13 protein-coding genes and 3 pseudogenes are annotated in these 15,524 nt (G+C 54.9%); 11 read left to right on the forward strand and 5 right to left on the reverse strand.

Annotated elements, in window-relative coordinates; all coding sequences use genetic code 11:
* Positions 1 to 82 precede the first annotated feature (82 nt).
* Complete coding sequence (locus tag BUC32_RS01975; protein ID WP_073248883.1) at positions 83 to 568, forward strand: SAM-dependent methyltransferase; 486 nt, start codon at positions 83 to 85, stop codon at positions 566 to 568.
* Here BUC32_RS01975 and BUC32_RS01980 read toward each other — a convergent pair.
* The gene (locus BUC32_RS01980; RefSeq protein ID WP_073249224.1) at positions 565 to 1,398 is read right to left on the reverse strand and encodes a universal stress protein; all 834 of its coding nucleotides are present in this window, start codon (positions 1,396 to 1,398) and stop codon (positions 565 to 567) included. The genes BUC32_RS01975 and BUC32_RS01980 overlap by 4 nt on opposite strands.
* Before the next feature lie 254 nt (positions 1,399 to 1,652).
* Between BUC32_RS01980 and BUC32_RS01985 the strand changes: the two genes are divergently transcribed.
* Positions 1,653 to 3,572, forward strand: coding sequence for an acyl CoA:acetate/3-ketoacid CoA transferase (locus BUC32_RS01985; RefSeq protein ID WP_073248885.1), 1,920 nt, complete (start codon positions 1,653 to 1,655; stop codon positions 3,570 to 3,572).
* Between the two features lie 311 nt (positions 3,573 to 3,883).
* Here BUC32_RS01985 and BUC32_RS01990 read toward each other — a convergent pair whose 3' ends face one another.
* The gene (locus BUC32_RS01990; protein ID WP_073248887.1) at positions 3,884 to 4,420 is read right to left on the reverse strand and encodes an ester cyclase; all 537 of its coding nucleotides are present in this window, start codon (positions 4,418 to 4,420) and stop codon (positions 3,884 to 3,886) included.
* A 100-nt stretch (positions 4,421 to 4,520) separates the two neighbouring features.
* On the reverse strand, positions 4,521 to 5,108 hold the full coding sequence (locus BUC32_RS01995; protein ID WP_073248889.1) for a short chain dehydrogenase: 588 nt from the start codon (positions 5,106 to 5,108) through the stop codon (positions 4,521 to 4,523).
* 110 nt (positions 5,109 to 5,218) lie between these two features.
* Here BUC32_RS01995 and BUC32_RS02000 point away from each other — a divergent pair, with 110 nt between their 5' ends.
* The 4 genes and pseudogenes from BUC32_RS02000 to BUC32_RS02015 form a co-directional block, all read left to right on the forward strand.
* Positions 5,219 to 6,097: a LysR family transcriptional regulator gene (locus BUC32_RS02000; RefSeq protein WP_073248891.1), complete on the forward strand. Its 879-nt coding sequence runs from the start codon at positions 5,219 to 5,221 to the stop codon at positions 6,095 to 6,097.
* A gap of 24 nt (positions 6,098 to 6,121) precedes the next feature.
* Complete coding sequence (locus tag BUC32_RS21195) at positions 6,122 to 6,265, forward strand: WGR domain-containing protein (protein WP_083599206.1); 144 nt, start codon at positions 6,122 to 6,124, stop codon at positions 6,263 to 6,265.
* Positions 6,266 to 6,485: 220 nt separating this feature from the next.
* A pseudogene (locus BUC32_RS20890) lies at positions 6,486 to 6,683 on the forward strand (IS3 family transposase); the annotation flags it as partial.
* A gap of 159 nt (positions 6,684 to 6,842) precedes the next feature.
* Positions 6,843 to 6,989 (forward strand): annotated as a pseudogene (locus BUC32_RS02015) (cytochrome P460 family protein); the annotation flags it as partial.
* A gap of 183 nt (positions 6,990 to 7,172) precedes the next feature.
* Here BUC32_RS02015 and BUC32_RS02020 read toward each other — a convergent pair.
* Complete coding sequence (locus BUC32_RS02020) at positions 7,173 to 7,451, reverse strand: M20/M25/M40 family metallo-hydrolase (RefSeq protein WP_073248893.1); 279 nt, start codon at positions 7,449 to 7,451, stop codon at positions 7,173 to 7,175.
* A 506-nt stretch (positions 7,452 to 7,957) separates the two neighbouring features.
* On the opposite strand from BUC32_RS02020, the gene BUC32_RS02025 reads away from it, so the two are divergent.
* Positions 7,958 to 8,911, forward strand: coding sequence for a lipid A-modifier LpxR family protein (locus tag BUC32_RS02025; RefSeq protein WP_073248895.1), 954 nt, complete (start codon positions 7,958 to 7,960; stop codon positions 8,909 to 8,911).
* A gap of 96 nt (positions 8,912 to 9,007) precedes the next feature.
* Positions 9,008 to 10,069, forward strand: coding sequence for a Hint domain-containing protein (locus tag BUC32_RS02030; RefSeq protein WP_073249226.1), 1,062 nt, complete (start codon positions 9,008 to 9,010; stop codon positions 10,067 to 10,069).
* A gap of 122 nt (positions 10,070 to 10,191) precedes the next feature.
* On the opposite strand, the pseudogene BUC32_RS02035 reads toward BUC32_RS02030, so the two are convergent.
* Positions 10,192 to 10,383, reverse strand: a pseudogene (locus BUC32_RS02035) (hypothetical protein); the annotation flags it as partial.
* A gap of 81 nt (positions 10,384 to 10,464) precedes the next feature.
* Here BUC32_RS02035 and BUC32_RS02040 point away from each other — a divergent pair.
* From BUC32_RS02040 to BUC32_RS02050, 3 genes are all read left to right on the forward strand, one after another.
* Positions 10,465 to 11,385, forward strand: coding sequence for a LysR substrate-binding domain-containing protein (locus BUC32_RS02040; RefSeq protein WP_073248897.1), 921 nt, complete (start codon positions 10,465 to 10,467; stop codon positions 11,383 to 11,385).
* Positions 11,386 to 11,478: 93 nt separating this feature from the next.
* On the forward strand, positions 11,479 to 13,032 hold the full coding sequence (locus BUC32_RS02045) for a trimethylamine methyltransferase family protein (protein WP_073248899.1): 1,554 nt from the start codon (positions 11,479 to 11,481) through the stop codon (positions 13,030 to 13,032).
* Positions 13,033 to 13,056: 24 nt separating this feature from the next.
* Positions 13,057 to 15,468 (forward strand): FAD-dependent oxidoreductase, encoded by a 2,412-nt coding sequence (locus BUC32_RS02050; protein ID WP_073248901.1) that lies wholly within the window; start codon positions 13,057 to 13,059, stop codon positions 15,466 to 15,468.
* Positions 15,469 to 15,524 lie beyond the last annotated feature (56 nt).

The raw sequence follows: 15,524 nt of genomic DNA on the forward strand, positions 1-15,524 counted from the left end.
TGCAATGCGCGTCTTGATGCGGCGCAATTGGCGGTGACTTCTGTGGTTTCGCCAACTCTGTTGGCAGCTTACGAGGCACATCATGTCAGATCGTTTTGCAACCCGTCCCGGCGAGGTCGAACTGGGATTTGATCCCGCCGAACGTCAGGACGCCTTGGTGCGTTTCATTGGTAAGCTGCGCACACCATGGTCCGAAGGCAATTGCCCCAAGAACGTCCGGGCGGCCCGTGAAAGCGGTCAATCCGCACGGATCGAGCTTGAACCGGATTTCGCCCCCGGCCTTGAGGGGGTAGAGGTTGGGCAGGGTGTGATCCTGATTTACTGGATGAACCACGCGCGTCGTGATCTGATCCGGCAGGCCCCGCGGCACGTAGAAGGCACTCGGGGTACTTTTGCTCTGCGCTCGCCTGTTCGCCCGAATCCTCTGGCCATGTCGGCCGTGCGGATTACCGGCATCGACATGGAAAATGGCGTCGTGGAAATTGACGCCATTGATTGTTTTGATGGCACGCCGCTTGTCGATATCAAACCATGGATTCCAACCGTTGATATGCCCGCCGAGGTCTAAAGCCGGGGCAAAGGTGAAATCAGCAGGTCCACAGGTGGCTGACGGACCAGTTCAGCTGCAAAGCCACCCAGCCGACGAATGGCGAAACCCGAACGGGTGTGGGCGCCAATTGCCAACAGGTCGGGTTTCAACTCCGACAATTTTTCTTCCATCATAAACCGCACCGACCCAGTGACGATCTTAGGCTTGGGTGTCCCTTCGGGAAGCGTGACTGCCGCCATCCATTGGTCCCGCATCTTGCTGGCGTCTTGCGTCGCAGCGCGGGCCATGTCGGTATCGTCCGCCCCTCCGGTTAAGCCCGCAAAAGGGACGTGAAGGGCGTGAAAGGCCGTGACATCTGCCACAGGGGCCAGCTGTTTCACAGTGTGAATGGCCGCGGCGCAGGCGGGTGAAAAACTGATTGGGATCAGAACATTTCGGTAAGGTGCATCCGGCGCGTCCGTCACAAGAAGCACCGGTACCATGCTTGAAGCGACCAGACGTTCCATTGTGGTCTCACGCAACCCATCAAGGAAAATCCGGGGGCGGTGTAACCCCAGAACCATCAGGTCAGCTTCGTGCAACGAAGCAAACCGCGTCAACATCTCAATTGTTTCACCACGCAAAACAGTCACTTCGGTATCTGCATCCGGAGCCTTGCCATCCAAAAGGCTAAGCAAACGCTCGGAAATACTGTCCGCAAGATTGTTAGAGATTTCCACAGGAAGGGCATCGTCCACGACCGACACAACATGACACTTGGCCTTTTGCTCAGAAGCAATGCGCAAAGCCCGTTCAATCGCCCGGTCCGAACGTTCGGAAAGGTCGGTTGCAACAAGAATGGTATCCATGAAATCCTCCCAATGACAGGCGATGCTGCCTGCTCTTTCAAAGATAGGGAGGCAGGATGAAAATAAAACGACGCCATTGCGAAAATCGCCCATCTGCGACGCCTTGCCTTATGCTGGATCACCCTCAATACCTTTGGGCGCACTGTGCGGATGAATTCCGTACCCGTATCACGTCAGCCGGGTTTCAAGTCCAAAAACTGTCGCTGGCTGATGCATTCGGTTGACGGCGGGGGTGGGGTCGTCACAATGGCTGCATGAAACGTAAAGTTGTCTCTTCCGCCGAAGCTGCTGCCCTTGTTCAGGACGGCGATACCATCACCACATCTGGCTTTGTCGGCATTGGCGTGCCGGACGAATTGCTGGCAGCGGTCGAAGCCCGTTTTCTCGACACCGGGCATCCGCGTGATCTGTCGTTGGTGTTCGCGGCGGGGCAAGGTGACGGCAAGGATCGGGGTCTCAACCGACTGGGTCACGAAGGTCTGCTGAAAAAGGTTGTGGGCGGCCATTGGGGATTGATCCCCAAGGTGGCGAAACTGGCAACGACAGGCAAAATCCAAGGGTGGAATCTGCCACAGGGCTGCATCAGCCAGCTTTTCCGCGACATCGCAGCGGGCAAACCGGGGATGCTGTCCAAGGTCGGGCTCGAGACTTTTGTTGATCCTCGTCAGGGGGGAGGCGCGGTGAACGACATCAGCACCGACGCTCAGGTTGAACTCACACAGATCAATGGCGAAGACATGCTGTTCTATCCGGCGCAAAAGCTGACAGTTGCGCTGTTGCGCGGCACAACGGCGGATGAGGCAGGCAATGTCACCATGGAGCGTGAGGCTCTGACCATTGACAATCTGGCGCAGGCAATGGCCGTCAAAAATGCAGGCGGCGTGGTGATTGTACAGGTCGAACGCATTGCGCGGGCCCATACCTTGCCCGCTCGTGATGTGCAGATTCCCGGTATTCTGGTTGATGCAGTGGTGGTCGCCAAACCTGAAAACCACCTGCAAACCTATCGCACAACGTTCAGTCACGCCTTTACCAATCGCGTGCGCCCACCCGAAGGCGAAATGCCCGCGATGGCGCTGGATGCCCGCAAAGTGATTGCGCGGCGCTGCGCGTTTGAATTGCCGGTGAACGGCGTGGTTAACCTTGGTATTGGCATGCCCGAAGGTGTGGCCTCGGTCGGTGCCGAAGAGGGGCTGTTGGATCACATGACACTGACGGCGGAACCCGGCGTGATCGGCGGGCAACCGGCCTCGGGTCTGGATTTTGGCGCGGCCGTCAATACCGATGCGGTGATCCCGCAAAACAACCAGTTTGATTTCTACGATGGCGGCGGGTTGGATATGGCCTGCTTGGGGCTGGCGCAGGCTGACGCCACTGGCAACGTCAATGTCTCACGATTTGGCCCCCGATTGGCCGGAGCCGGTGGGTTTATCAACATTTCGCAAAATGCCCGCCGTGTGGTTTTTGCAGGTACGTTCACCACTTCGGGGCTTGATGTATCGGTGCACGATGGCGCGATCTACATCGTAAGAGAAGGGTCTGCCCGTAAGTTCCTGACGGCAGTTGAACAGATTACCTTTTCCGGCGCCCGCGCGGCCCGTTTGGGCCAGCCCGTTTTGTATGTCACGGAACGCTGCGTGTTCGAACTATCACCCAAGGGATTGAAGCTTGTTGAGATTGCGCCGGGTGTGGACGTGGACCGCGATATCCTTGCCCGGATGGACACACCGCCGCTGATCGACGAGTTGCGTGAAATGGATGCGCGCATTTTCTGTGACAAAGAAATGGGCCTGCGCACCGATCTGTTGCATCTTGATTTGCCCGACAGGATTGCCGTGGACACCGAGACCGGGCAATTGTTCCTGAACTTTGAGAAAATGCGCGTGCGCACCGAAGCCGAAGTGGATCGCATTGGACAATTGGTCAGCCAGACCTGTTCGCCGCTGGGCGTGCGGGTTGATGTTGTGGTGAACTATGATGGGTTTCAGATCGACGAGGCCCTCGAGGCGGATTGGGCGCGAATGGTCGCCGGGCTAACAGAACAATTCTATAACAATGTCAGCCGCTACTCAGGATCCGCCTTTATGCGCATGAAGCTGCACAAAGTATTCTCGGACGCACGAACCCATATTTTCGAAACCGCAGATCAGGCGCGGTCTTTCCTGGATACGTAGTGATCTGATTTGGGAAAGTGGCAGTGGACGCAGCCCTGAGCTAGCGGGTCTCAGCGTAAAATTCCCTGCAATGCGATAACAGGGAGTTTTTCGCCCGAACAGAAAAATGAAATCTCGTAACAGGGAATTTGAAATGCCTTCAGGGAATTCTGTAGTTGAGAGAGTTTTGTCGTATGTTTTGGTCTTATCGGCAATTCACGGCGACGGGGTGTGGCAATAACAAGCCTTTCACCTTCACGCGATCCGGAGGTGATGATGTAAGGTCACCGGGCGTTAGTGTGTCTGGCGCCCGGTGACCTTGGTTTTTAAGGTTACTGACTTAGGCCTAACTGCTGGGCCATGTCAGCCATATCGTAGAAGATTTGCTCCTCGATCAATTTGTCACCTTTCGCCATCGCAATGGTCACCATCTTCATGGTGTAGTTCTTGCCGTTCGGCGGGATCACGATGTCAGTGCCCGGCAGGTGCCAAGGTTGCGTGAAGGTGCCTCCGTTCTGATGCACGGCGCAGACCTTGTCGCCTTGGCCAATGAACGCGACATAGGGCTGTTCGATCTTGTGATCGGGAAACGCGTTGACGAAGCTTTGAACCACAGCCAGATGGGTGTCGCGGTCTGTCGTTGTGACCGGCGCATCCGAGCTTTTCACCCAAACATCATGGGAATGTACGCTGTTGAAGCCTTTCCAGTCGCGCGCATTCATGGACACATCGGCCATCGTCATCAGTGACAAATTGTGCTCAATCAGAGCCTCTTCGGCACGGTAAGCTTCCAACTCTGCCGTCAGCGTCGCAATTTGGGCCTTGAGGTCTTCAACTGTTTCGCCGCCGGCAAATACAGAACCCGACACAGTACCAGCAATGGCTACGGCGATCAGGGTTCCAAGGAGTTTCTGTTTTATATTGGTATCCTTTCTTTGAGAGTGAGCCCTTCGGTGAAGGCAGGGCGTGTTAACCGAATTTGGCAACTTGACCGGAAACCGGTTCTAGTGCGGCCATTTGATAGAGTTTGGCGACCTCGGATGCGGGAACGCCGCCGTTTCCCCATCCCATTTTGATCGCGGTCTCGCGCACCAGAGGCGGGCTGACAGCGTTGACCCGTAACCCACGTGGCAATCCCAGTGCCGCGGCGCGGGCAAACCCCTCAACGGCCGAGTTAAGAGTGGTCAGGAGGACCGAGTTGGTGTTCGGGTGATCCGCGAGAATGCCGCTTGTCAGAACGATACTGCCATTGTCGCGGACATAGTCGCGCCCGAAGCGAACAAGGTTGATCTGGCCCATCAGCTTGTTGCCAAGGCCAAAGGTGAAATCCTCGTCGCTCAGCGCATCCAGCGGCCCAAATGCTCCGCTGCCTGCGGTAGAGATGACAGAATCAACTTTGCCTACTTTGTCGTACATGGACAGGATTGAGGCAGCATTACTGAGGTCGACAGACACTTCGCCTTTGCGCGATGCCGCAACAACTTCGTGGTCTTGTGACAGCAGATCAGTGACGGCGCTGCCGATCGTTCCACTGGCACCTATGACGAGTATTCGCATTTTGGGTTTCCTTTCAGTCTTTTGTTTTTCTGACCCTGATGTAGACTAAGCTGTATTGGATGATAATATTTGCAAACCGGGAAAGTTTGTCCCGATAGGTGGGATAATTGATGGATCGACTGGATATGATGAGGGCCTTTGTGGCCGTAGCCCGGGAAGGCGGGTTCTCGCCCGCAGCGCGTCAGCTGGACATCTCTACTTCCGCGCTCAGCCGGTACATCGCAGCACTTGAAGAGTGGCTGAATGTTCAGTTGTTTTTTAGGACAACACGGCATGTTCGTCTCACTGACGCGGGTCAAGGGTACCTGGCCCGGTGCCTGAAAGTTCTTGATGATGTTCGAGAACTGGAACAGGTCGGGCTGGACACACATGAGCAGCTTTCAGGCAACCTGCGCATCGCAGCGCCGTTGTTCTATGGCCGCGAGTTTGTCGCGCCGGTGATTGCTGGATTTCTGCAGGAACACCGTGGGGTATCGGTGGATCTGTTTTTCAGCGATAGGCTTGTGGATCTTGTGGCGGAGGGGTTTGACCTTGCTGTGCGTGTCACAAAGCCTAAGGATTCGGCGATGATTGCGCGTAAGCTGAGTTCCACTCGTCTATGTCTTGTCGCGTCGCCTGGGTATCTTGAACTCAATGGGCTGCCCGGCTGCATCGAAGATCTGGCTGAGCATCAGTGCATTGTTGATCAGGCGCCGGGTGCTGGGGCGAGATGGGAGTTTTCCACTGCGGGTGGCCTTGTTAGTCAGAAGCTCAAGGGACAGATTCAGGTCAATGATGGTCAATCGGCAAGTGGATTTGCCATGGCAGGGCTTGGCATAGCCCGGTTACCGAAGTTTTTTGTTGAAAGCGCACTGTCTTCAGGCCAACTAGTTGAGATCAAGGCCGGGGAAACCCCTGAGGAGATCGGGATCTTTTCGTTTTATCCGCCAACGCGCCATCTTTCCCGCAATCTTCGGGCATTGGTCACACGATTGGCAGATGAGTTGTAAGCGAACTCCTACTCCACAGCTTGGCTGCTTACACAACGCTGGGGACGCGTTGGGGTAGGGCAGGGGCAGAGATTGGTTCGTTTGTTTGAGGCAGAAAGTCAGGCAAGTGAAAACGCCTTATCAACTTCTAAGGCCAAGTTCAGGCGCGGGTATCAACCGGTTGGATAGCGCCGGGTTTTATTCTGAAGGTTCAATTGCAAATAGGGAGAATCACTTGGCATCGTTGATCATTTTCCTCCAGAATTAGGCAATTGGGTATTTCGTTCGTCAGGACTTTGGTGCTTCCGAAATTTGCTCACAGGCCATTATCGTAACGTCTGAATCTTCTATCTATTTTTAATTATATGATAAAGATTACAGTGCCTTCAGGCCAATAAGGCGGCCTAAACTGCCCGGCGATTTTGAAGGTCAAATCGGCGCATTCCTCGCCCACAATAACAACCAGCGCTACCATGAAAGCCTGAACAACGTCACACCTGCCGATGTCTGCTTCGGTCGCGACAAAGCTATCCTGCGATAAAGAGAGAAGATCAAGAAACTGACAATCAAACACCGCCGCTTGCAACATCAAAAACAAGCCGCATAATCAATCACGAAAACGATCCAGAGACTCCAAAACTCAAACCGCTCTGACTACCCACTTCATATGACGACGGACAATTTTTGAGGGCGAGTTTGTTGGTTTGGGTTAACTGTCAAGGATACCGCACGCTTCGCCGATGAGCCGGATGGTTGGGCCTATTACAGCTTTGGACACAGTGGCGAACCATATGCAGAAACGGCTCAGACCTTCCCTGCGAAATCTTGCAATTCTTGTCACGAAGCTAATGCGGACACTGATTTCGTCTTCACGCAGTTTTACCCGGTTCTGCGTGCGATCCAAGGAGACTGATTTTCGAAAAATCTGATGTTTTGTTTTGGTCTGTTTGCGTTAACCACCCCTTTACCTGCTTTTGAACAGGAGTTTTCTGTGCAAACGCAAGGTGTCTTCGGAGCGGATGGCAGCATTCACATGCCTGACAATTTCCAACATGCTGAGAAAGCACGATGACAAAATACGCCGAGACCGGTGTATTTATTCGGTAATAACTTGCCGAACGGCCGCCACCAAAACATTCGCTCCCGCCTCAGCCTGTTCTGGTTTAATACGTTCGGCTTCATTGTGGCTGATTCCGTTTCGACAGGGGGTGAAAATCACCGCTGTGGGAATGCGGTGGGCTTCCAAAAGTGCGTCGTGCCCAGCACTCGAGACGATGTCGATATGATCTAAACCCAATCCGATTGCTCCATTGCGGATGGTTTCAACGAGTTCAGCATCAAATTCCACAACCGGAGAATGCCATACCGAGCGCATTTTTATTTCCGTGAAATCTTTTCATTCTTACAGTTCACCAACCAGCTGACACAGACGCTCATTCATCTCGGTAGGGGTGGATTCATCCGGAGGCCTGAGGTCAACACTGAGCTCGATTGTGCCGGGTATAACATTTCGACTTCCCGGCTGAGCGTTAAGTTGGCCAATGGTGGCTCGAGCAACCTCGCAGTCAAATATCGCAGGTGACAAAATTCAACTTTACCACCTCCCTATTCGACCCAAAGAGCACCAACCGAGCGAATGGGCGCCCAGAGTTCGAGGCGAACCTCCCGAAAACTGTTGGCCATTTAATGACTAGCCAGACTCATGATTTGCGGTATGTGGTGAATTTCGCAAAAAATGTGCCGAATACGTCGGATTGAGGCGGCCAGCTGTTTCGAACCTGATCTTTTCAAGGTAATCCTGCATTTAAGGGACACAGTGCTAGCCAAGTCACTATTTCCACTGTTAAACGTTTCCTTGGGGGACAATTACGGGGACGTGTCATGTTTGGCCGGATTACCACCAATATATTTGTCTTTTGTTTTTCAGCTTTTGCCGGGCTGGCTGAGCCGTCTTTCGAGACTTCTGAGCCCAACTTTGGAGCGGACCGTGTTCATCTCGGCACAGGGCATATGCTGGTTAATGACCTTCTTGGTGACGGTAAGGACCGATGGCGCACAGCGTCCCTAAATCTCAGCGTGATCAGGGGCAGGGAATGGACCGGAGAATTGCCGAATACCTTTGGTGACCTTCTGGAGTACCGCTTCATGGGCGAGCTTCTGCAGCCCGCAGACATTGTGACACCAGCCGCCGGAGATCGACGGTATGCCGGGGCCTGGTCGGCCGGAGTGCACAGCCATTTCCTGACACCGCGGCGAAACGAGGTGAGTTTTGGGGGCGACCTGGTTGTGATCGGACCTCAGACCAATATCGATCAAATTCAGTCCGCGGTTCACCGGGCATTCGATATGGCAGAACCTTCGGCCGCGACTTTGGCAGCTCAGATTGGTGATAAGGTCCGGCCCAGCGCGACGTTTGAAATCGGTCGGAGTGCCGCTATTGGATCTCAGGGTGTCTTCCGGCCCTTTGGAGAACTTCGCGCAGGTGTGGAAACCTTTGCTCGGATTGGCTTTGATCTGACTTTTGGCCTATCGCTAAGCGGCGACATGTTGGTGCGAGATCCGGTAACTGGATTTCGTTATAGCGGGATCAAAGGGTCGAGAGATGGTGTAAGCTTTGTGCTGGGCGCAGATATCGCAAAAGTTTGGAACAGCACCTATCTGCCCAGTGATCAGGGCTACAGCTTGACTGATAGCCGAAGCCGCGTACGTGCCGGCCTCAATTGGCAGGGTAAGAAGTGGACCATGTTTTATGGGGTGACCTGGCTTGGCAAAGAATTTGTTGGCCAGCCTGACGATCAGATCACCGGCGCCATCCACATTGATGTGAAATTCTGACACAGCTGCCGAAAAACCAAACAGGACTCTTTTCAGAACGAATCAGGTCTGTTAACGTTTTTGCAATAAAAAAATAAAATGGCAGGTTATCAGGCAATGAAGACGGGCTTTCGTGGCACGTTTGTCATCTCCTGGTCACAGACAGAAATAGACGGTGTTGGAGCTACACCAGTACAAGCGCTGGAAACAGGCGCGGTGTGGTCATGGCATGGAGATGCGGTTCGTGTAGACGGGCCGTCCGAGCTATTACGGCTGGATCAGGCGGAAGGTGAGGCAAACATCCGCAAACGAGCGGCGCGCATGGTGCGCCGGTTGGTTGGGGCAGCGGTCAGTAATGCGACCAAATTAGATGACGTCGACGTCGATGAACCGCTTCTTGAGGGCGGTTTTATTGTGACGAATGGCGCACAAAGTTACACGGTGACAGTGATAGAAGTCGAAGGCAGCCAACCTTTGCTGATGTTCCTTAACGATATGCCACCTAAGAACGCGGACCTATGGGTGGTGCATCATACAATGGATGCGGTTGAGGCCAACCCAATGGGACCTGCGACAGGTGGTGTGATCTGCTTTACCCCAGGTACGACGATCGCCACGCCGGATGGGCCACGCCTTGTGGAAGAGCTTCGCGAAGGCGATCGGGTTCAGACAAAGGACAACGGCGCTGAGGAAATTCGCTGGATTGGCAGTCGCCGCATGACCGGTGCGCGGCTGTTTGCATTGCCAAAATTGCGGCCTATCCGCATTCGGGCGGGTGCTTTGGGTATTGAACGACCAGATCAGGAATTGCTGGTGTCTCCAAACCATAGAATGCTGATCGAGGGACACGCGGCGAGAGCTCTATTTAATACTTCTGAAGTTCTGGTGTCAGCCGGAGAGTTGGTGAATGGAACAACGGTGGCTGTGGATTACACCAGCCGTGAGGTGACCTATATCCACCTGCTTTTGACGCGTCATCAAATCCTCTGGGCGAACGGTGTTGAAACCGAGAGTTTCCACCCGGCCAATGCTGCCCTGTCGACCTTGGAAAATTCGGATCGAAATCGGCTTTTGGGGATGTTGCCCGAGTTGCAATATGATCCTAACACCTATGGCGCCTATGCGCGTCGTAATCTCAGTGCAAGCGAGGCTGCGATTCTGATGCACGAGGCCGCCTGAGGCGGAAAATCAACCGAACTCCACAGAACGCGCCGGTCCGCTAACGGCCAGCGCGATTTCGTCTTTGGTGGCCTGGCTCTATGGGAAAACCGCTTTGTGTATTATGTCGGTTTCGTATTGGTGTTGGATTTAACCCCGAGCCGGTGTCCGGGACTCTGCCAACCTCGTTTTGATTGGTGATCCCCAAGTCCAATCCAGCAGATTCTTGCAGGCAAGCCCTGAAATACGATGCGGTCTTTTGCCATGTCGAGCCAGTTGTGCAAATGCGTGTTGTCCGGGAGCAGCTCTTTCATCTTCTGATCAGTCTCGTAGATACACCGAGCCGCCCTTCGAGATTTCATGAATCCAGAATTCTATGTATTAAATTTTCAAGAGAGACCTGAAGGAACGTCGTTTTGCGAAAATACCCATTGCCGCCCTTGTCGCAGTTACACACATTCGAGGCAGTATCCCGGCGGGAAAGCTTTTCCGCTGCTGCTGATGAATTGTGCCTGACGCAGAGCGCTGTAAGCCGCCAAATCAAGGCATTGGAAGAAAATCTGGGCCGATCCCTGTTTCGTCGCAAACATCGTGCAATTGAATTGACACCTGAGGGTGGTCGATTATTCGAGGCCGTGACGCGCGGGCTTGATGAGATCGCGCATTGTGTCGGCGAATTGCGCGACGCCAACGAGACGCCACAGATCACAGTCGCGGCTTCTGTTGCTTTTTCCTATTTCTGGCTGATGCCTCGACTTGAGCGCTTTACGGCACGCCACCCCGATGTTGACCTGCGGGTTCTGGCGACGGACCAACAGGTCGATCTGCAAAAGGGCGGCGCCGACATTGCCGTTCTTTATGGCGATGGACGCTGGGAGGGTGTCGAAGCAAGGCGGTTGTTCGGAGAGCGGGTCTACCCTGTTTGCAGCCCGGGCTATTTGCTGGACCACCCTGAATTGCTGTGCCCCAATGATGTTTTGGATCAGACACTTCTGCACCTTGAGGGCGGCGGCAATATCTGGGGGGCCGTTGACTGGAAGGCTTGGCTGGTGCGGCAAGGTGTGTCCGGACAACCTGTTCGCAGGGGCATCAGTTTGAATAGCTATCCCATGGTGTTGCAAGGGGCCGAAGCAGGGCGAGGAATTGCATTGGGGTGGAGTTACATCACGGATCCCCTGCTGGCCGAAGGGCGTCTGGTCTGCCCTGTTGGCGAACCACTGAAAACAAACAGTAGCTATTACGTTGGCGCATCCCAGGGCCGTATAGGCAACCCTGTTGTTGCCAGCTTCCTTCAATGGATGATGGAAGAAGTCTCGGAAGGGGCCGATTTCGTATGATCTGACGGAATGTCATGCATTCGAAATGATTGTTTGAGAATTGCCAGTGCTTGCTGCCAGAGTGGCCTCAGAACCCTAGTCTGAGGTCCTGTTATGTCCACATCCCCTGGCCGTCGGACCAGTCGTCGCAGCCGAACAAGCACGAGCAGTGCGCCTGTCGTTTCACCGGTCCAAGCCGGAATGCATGGGGGGCATTACACACCTCTGACGCAGACAGAAATAGAGCGCATTCATGCGCTTGTTTTGCGGCTGCTTGAGGATTTAGGGTTAAGTCAGGTGACCCCCAGTCTTGAAGCCCGTGCGGTTGAAGCCGGGTGCTGGGTGGATGATAACAACCGCCTGCGGTTTCCGCGTGCGCTGGTCGAAGACATGATTGCCCGTACCCGACGCAAGTTCACCCTGCATGGCATCGATCCGACACATGACATCGAAATTGGGGGGAAGCGGGTGCATGCAGGTACCGGCGGGGCGGCCCCGACGATTTTGGATTTTGAAACCGGCAAATACCGCGAAAGCACGGTTGCAGACCTTTATGACATTGCGCGGTTGGTTGACCGGCTGGACAATATCCACTGGTATCACCGCTCAGTTGTGGCACGGGACACAGCATCCATCCTCGATCTGGATATAAACACGACCTATGCCTGTCTTGCAGGAACAACCAAGTCCATCGCCGTCAGCTACACTGATCGCGCAAGCATTGACGCAGTGCTGCCGATGCTGGACGCCGTGGCTGGTGGTGAAGGCGCGTTTCGCAAGCGCCCATTCTGCACCGCAGTCTGTTGCCACGTGGTGCCGCCCATGCGCTTTGCGACAGAAAGTTGCGAAGCTCTGGAGGCGGCTGTCGAGGCCGGTATGCCTATCCTTCTGGTTGCCGCCGGACAAGCCGGGGCAACCGCACCCGCTGCCCTGGCCGGGGCCGTGGCGCAAGCCTGCGCTGAAGTTTTGGCTGGATTGATCCTGTGCAATATCATCGACCCTAACTGCCGCGGTATCTTTGCCACCTGGCCGTTTGTCAGCGATTTGCGCACTGGGGCAATGTCAGGCGGGTCTGGCGAGCAGGCCTTATTATCTGCGGCCTGCGCACAGATGGCGGGATTCTATGATTTACCCAATTCAGTGCCCGCTGGAATGACGGACAGCAAGCTGCCTGACATGCAATCTGGTGGCGAAAAGGGGTATACGGTGTCTCTTGCCGCTCATGCAGGGGCCTCGATGATCCACGAATCTGCAGGAATGCAGGGATCGCTGATGGGCACCAGCTTTGAAGGTTATGTATTGGACAACGACCTGCTGGGCGCCATTCTACGCACCGTCAAAGGGGTCGAAGTCAACGAAGACACGCTGAATTTCGATGTGATCTGTGACGTCGTGATGGGCGAAGGTCACTATCTGGGCCATCCCCAGACCTTTGCTCGGATGAAGACAGATTACCTTTACCCCGAGATCGCCGACCGACGCAGTATCAGCGAGTGGGAAGAGGCCGGTGGACGAGATGCACGGGATGCGGCGCGCGACGAGGTGCGCAAAGTATTAGCAGAGCATTATCCCAGCCATATTCCCGACAATACCGACACGCAGCTGCGTGATCACTACAATATCATCCTGCCAAAAGCGCGGATGCGGACAGGTAATGGCGTCTGGTGACGCCCTGATGAAAAGGATTTTGTGATGCAATCTCATGCGAAAGTAGTCATCGTTGGCGGCGGCATGATGGGCGTGGGCCTTGCGTACCATCTGGCCGAAGAAGGTTGGAAAGATGTTGTTTTGATTGAAAAGGGTGAGCTTACCAGCGGCTCAACCTGGCACGCGGCGGGGCAATGCCCCAGCTTTATCAGCAACTACAACATGGCCAAAATCCACCATTACTCAAACACGCTTTACCCGCGCCTCGAAGAATTGACCGGGCAACCCGCTGGGTGGCATGGATGTGGTGGCATTCGTTTGGCGACAACGCAAAAAGAGGTGGACTGGTTCCGTCATGTGGCTGGTTTCTCGGCCAATGTCGGCTTCCATATGGAGGTTATCGGGCCTGATCGGATCAAAGAACTTAACCCTTGGATCGAAACCGAAGGTGTTCTTGCCGGGGCTTACACCAATATGGATGGCCACGTGGACCCGACAAGCGCCTGTAATGCTATGGCCGCCGGTGCGCGCCAAATGGGGACATCTATCATCCGTCACACCCGCGTGACGAACATCACCGTGTTGCCATCAGGTGAATTTGAAGTGCAAACCGACAAGGGCAACATCACCTGCGAACATGCGGTGAATGCCGCAGGCTGTTATGCCCGCGAAGTCGGTAAATGGGTCGGGGTCGAAACGCCGATCACAAATATGGAGCACCAATATCTGGTGACTGAGCCCTTGGAAGAGTTCAAAGACGCAGACTTTGAACTGCCGGTTATGCGCGACCCGGCCACCGCAGGATATTACCGGCAGGAACAAAACGCCGGGCTTGTCGGCATTTATGAGCATTACGGTAGCCGCGAGGCCTGGGCCGGACGTGGGGGGTTCCCGGAATGGGACAGCGAGAACGAACTTTTTGAGGGTGACATTGATCGCATCGCGCCGTGGCTTGAGGCGGCCTTGGAACGGATGCCGATTTTTGCGAATGCGGGTATCAAGCGCATTATCAACGGGGCTATTCCACATACGCCGGATGGCAACCCCTTAGTTGGCCCCGCGCCGGGACTGCGAAATTTTTGGCAGTGCTGCGGTGCAGCCATTGGCATTGCGCAGGGGGCTGGTACGGGCAAATATCTGGCACAATGGATGGTGCACGGCGACAGTGAGATCAACATGCACAGCATTGATCCGCGTCGCTTCGGCGACTATGCCGATCCAGATTACACCCGGGCCAAAAGCTTTGATGACTATGAGAACATGTTTGAAACACCGCTGCCGGGCCGCGAGATACACGCAGGCCGCCCGAACCGTGTGACACCGCTTTTTGAACCACTAAAGGCCAAGGGCGCGGTCTATACCGAGGTCTATGGCTGGGAGCGCCCCAAGTATTTTGCGCCCGACGGGTTCGAGGAAACGCTGCAATACCGCCGCAATAACCTGTTCGATATCGTGGCTTCTGAGTGCAAAGCGGTGCGCGAGCGTGTCGGTGTTATGGACCTTTCAAGTTTCGCAAAGTTTGAGGTCTCTGGTGCGGGGGCCGAGGCACTGCTTGACGGTCTGACGGCCAATAAATTGCCGAAAAAGGTGGGGGGGATCAATCTAACTCACGTTCTGTCCGAAGGTGGTCGGATTGAGGGTGAATGGACCATCACGCGCTTGGCCGATGGTCATTTCTATGTCCTGTCCGGTGCAGGCACCGAGCGGCAGGCGCTTGATCAGTTGGCCTTTGGCGCAGGGGATGATGTGGTCATAGCCAATGTGACCGATGATTATGGCATGCTGGTTGTGGCAGGACCCAAGGCGCGCGAAGTGCTTGGTCCTCTCACTGAGTCTGATATGACGAGTGCTTCATTCCGATGGCTGTCAGGCCAGGAAATCACCATCGCAGGCATCCCTGTAAGGGCGCTTCGGGTGAACTATGTGGGCGAATTGGGTTGGGAACTGCACGCGCCAATGGCGAATTTAGCCACGCTCTATGACGCGATCTGGGCGTCAGGTGCCACGTATGGCATTGCTGATTTCGGAGTGCAGGCAGTGAACAGCCTGCGCATGGAAAAAGCCTATCGTGGATTTGCGGCAGAGCTTACCAACGAGATCACCTTGATAGAGGCAGATTGCGAACGGTTTTACGCCCCGGAAAAGGGTGATTTCACCGGTCGCGCCGCGACTGAAAAGGTGCGCCAGCAGGGCATCGTTACCAAACTGGTCTATGGTGAGGTCGCCGCGACGGATTGTGACATCTATGGCGGCGAGGCTGTCATGCAAGGTGACAAGGTTGTCGGTGTTTGTACGTCGGGTGGCTACGGTCATGCCACCAGCAAAAGCCTTGCGTTCGCCTATGTGGAGCCTAAGGAGACCGAAGGTTTGGAAATCGTAGTTCTTGGCGAACGCCGTGCGTTCACGCTATTGGACGAACCCGCATGGGATCCTACGAACGCCCGCCAGAAAGTGTGACCGCCGGCAAAGATGCAACCTGGCTTTTGCGGACTAGCTCTGATCGCTGACAGGGA

This window comes from Shimia gijangensis (genome assembly GCF_900142085.1).
Lineage (GTDB): Bacteria > Pseudomonadota > Alphaproteobacteria > Rhodobacterales > Rhodobacteraceae > Shimia > Shimia gijangensis.

What these genes read in the sequence shown, in the direction of transcription:
- BUC32_RS01985 (WP_073248885.1), top strand. Translation starts at nt 1,653, where the DNA reads ATGAAACGTAAAGTTGTCTCTTCCGCCGAAGCTGCTGCCCTTGTTCAG.
- BUC32_RS02000 (WP_073248891.1), top strand. Translation starts at nt 5,219, where the DNA reads ATGGATCGACTGGATATGATGAGGGCCTTTGTGGCCGTAGCCCGGGAA.
- BUC32_RS02030 (WP_073249226.1), top strand. Translation starts at nt 9,008, where the DNA reads ATGAAGACGGGCTTTCGTGGCACGTTTGTCATCTCCTGGTCACAGACA.
- BUC32_RS01995 (WP_073248889.1), bottom strand. Translation starts at nt 5,108, where the DNA reads ATGCGAATACTCGTCATAGGTGCCAGTGGAACGATCGGCAGCGCCGTC.
- BUC32_RS02020 (WP_073248893.1), bottom strand. Translation starts at nt 7,451, where the DNA reads ATGCGCTCGGTATGGCATTCTCCGGTTGTGGAATTTGATGCTGAACTC.
- BUC32_RS02045 (WP_073248899.1), top strand. Translation starts at nt 11,479, where the DNA reads ATGTCCACATCCCCTGGCCGTCGGACCAGTCGTCGCAGCCGAACAAGC.
- BUC32_RS02050 (WP_073248901.1), top strand. Translation starts at nt 13,057, where the DNA reads ATGCAATCTCATGCGAAAGTAGTCATCGTTGGCGGCGGCATGATGGGC.
- BUC32_RS01980 (WP_073249224.1), bottom strand. Translation starts at nt 1,398, where the DNA reads ATGGATACCATTCTTGTTGCAACCGACCTTTCCGAACGTTCGGACCGG.
- BUC32_RS01975 (WP_073248883.1), top strand. Translation starts at nt 83, where the DNA reads ATGTCAGATCGTTTTGCAACCCGTCCCGGCGAGGTCGAACTGGGATTT.
- BUC32_RS02025 (WP_073248895.1), top strand. Translation starts at nt 7,958, where the DNA reads ATGTTTGGCCGGATTACCACCAATATATTTGTCTTTTGTTTTTCAGCT.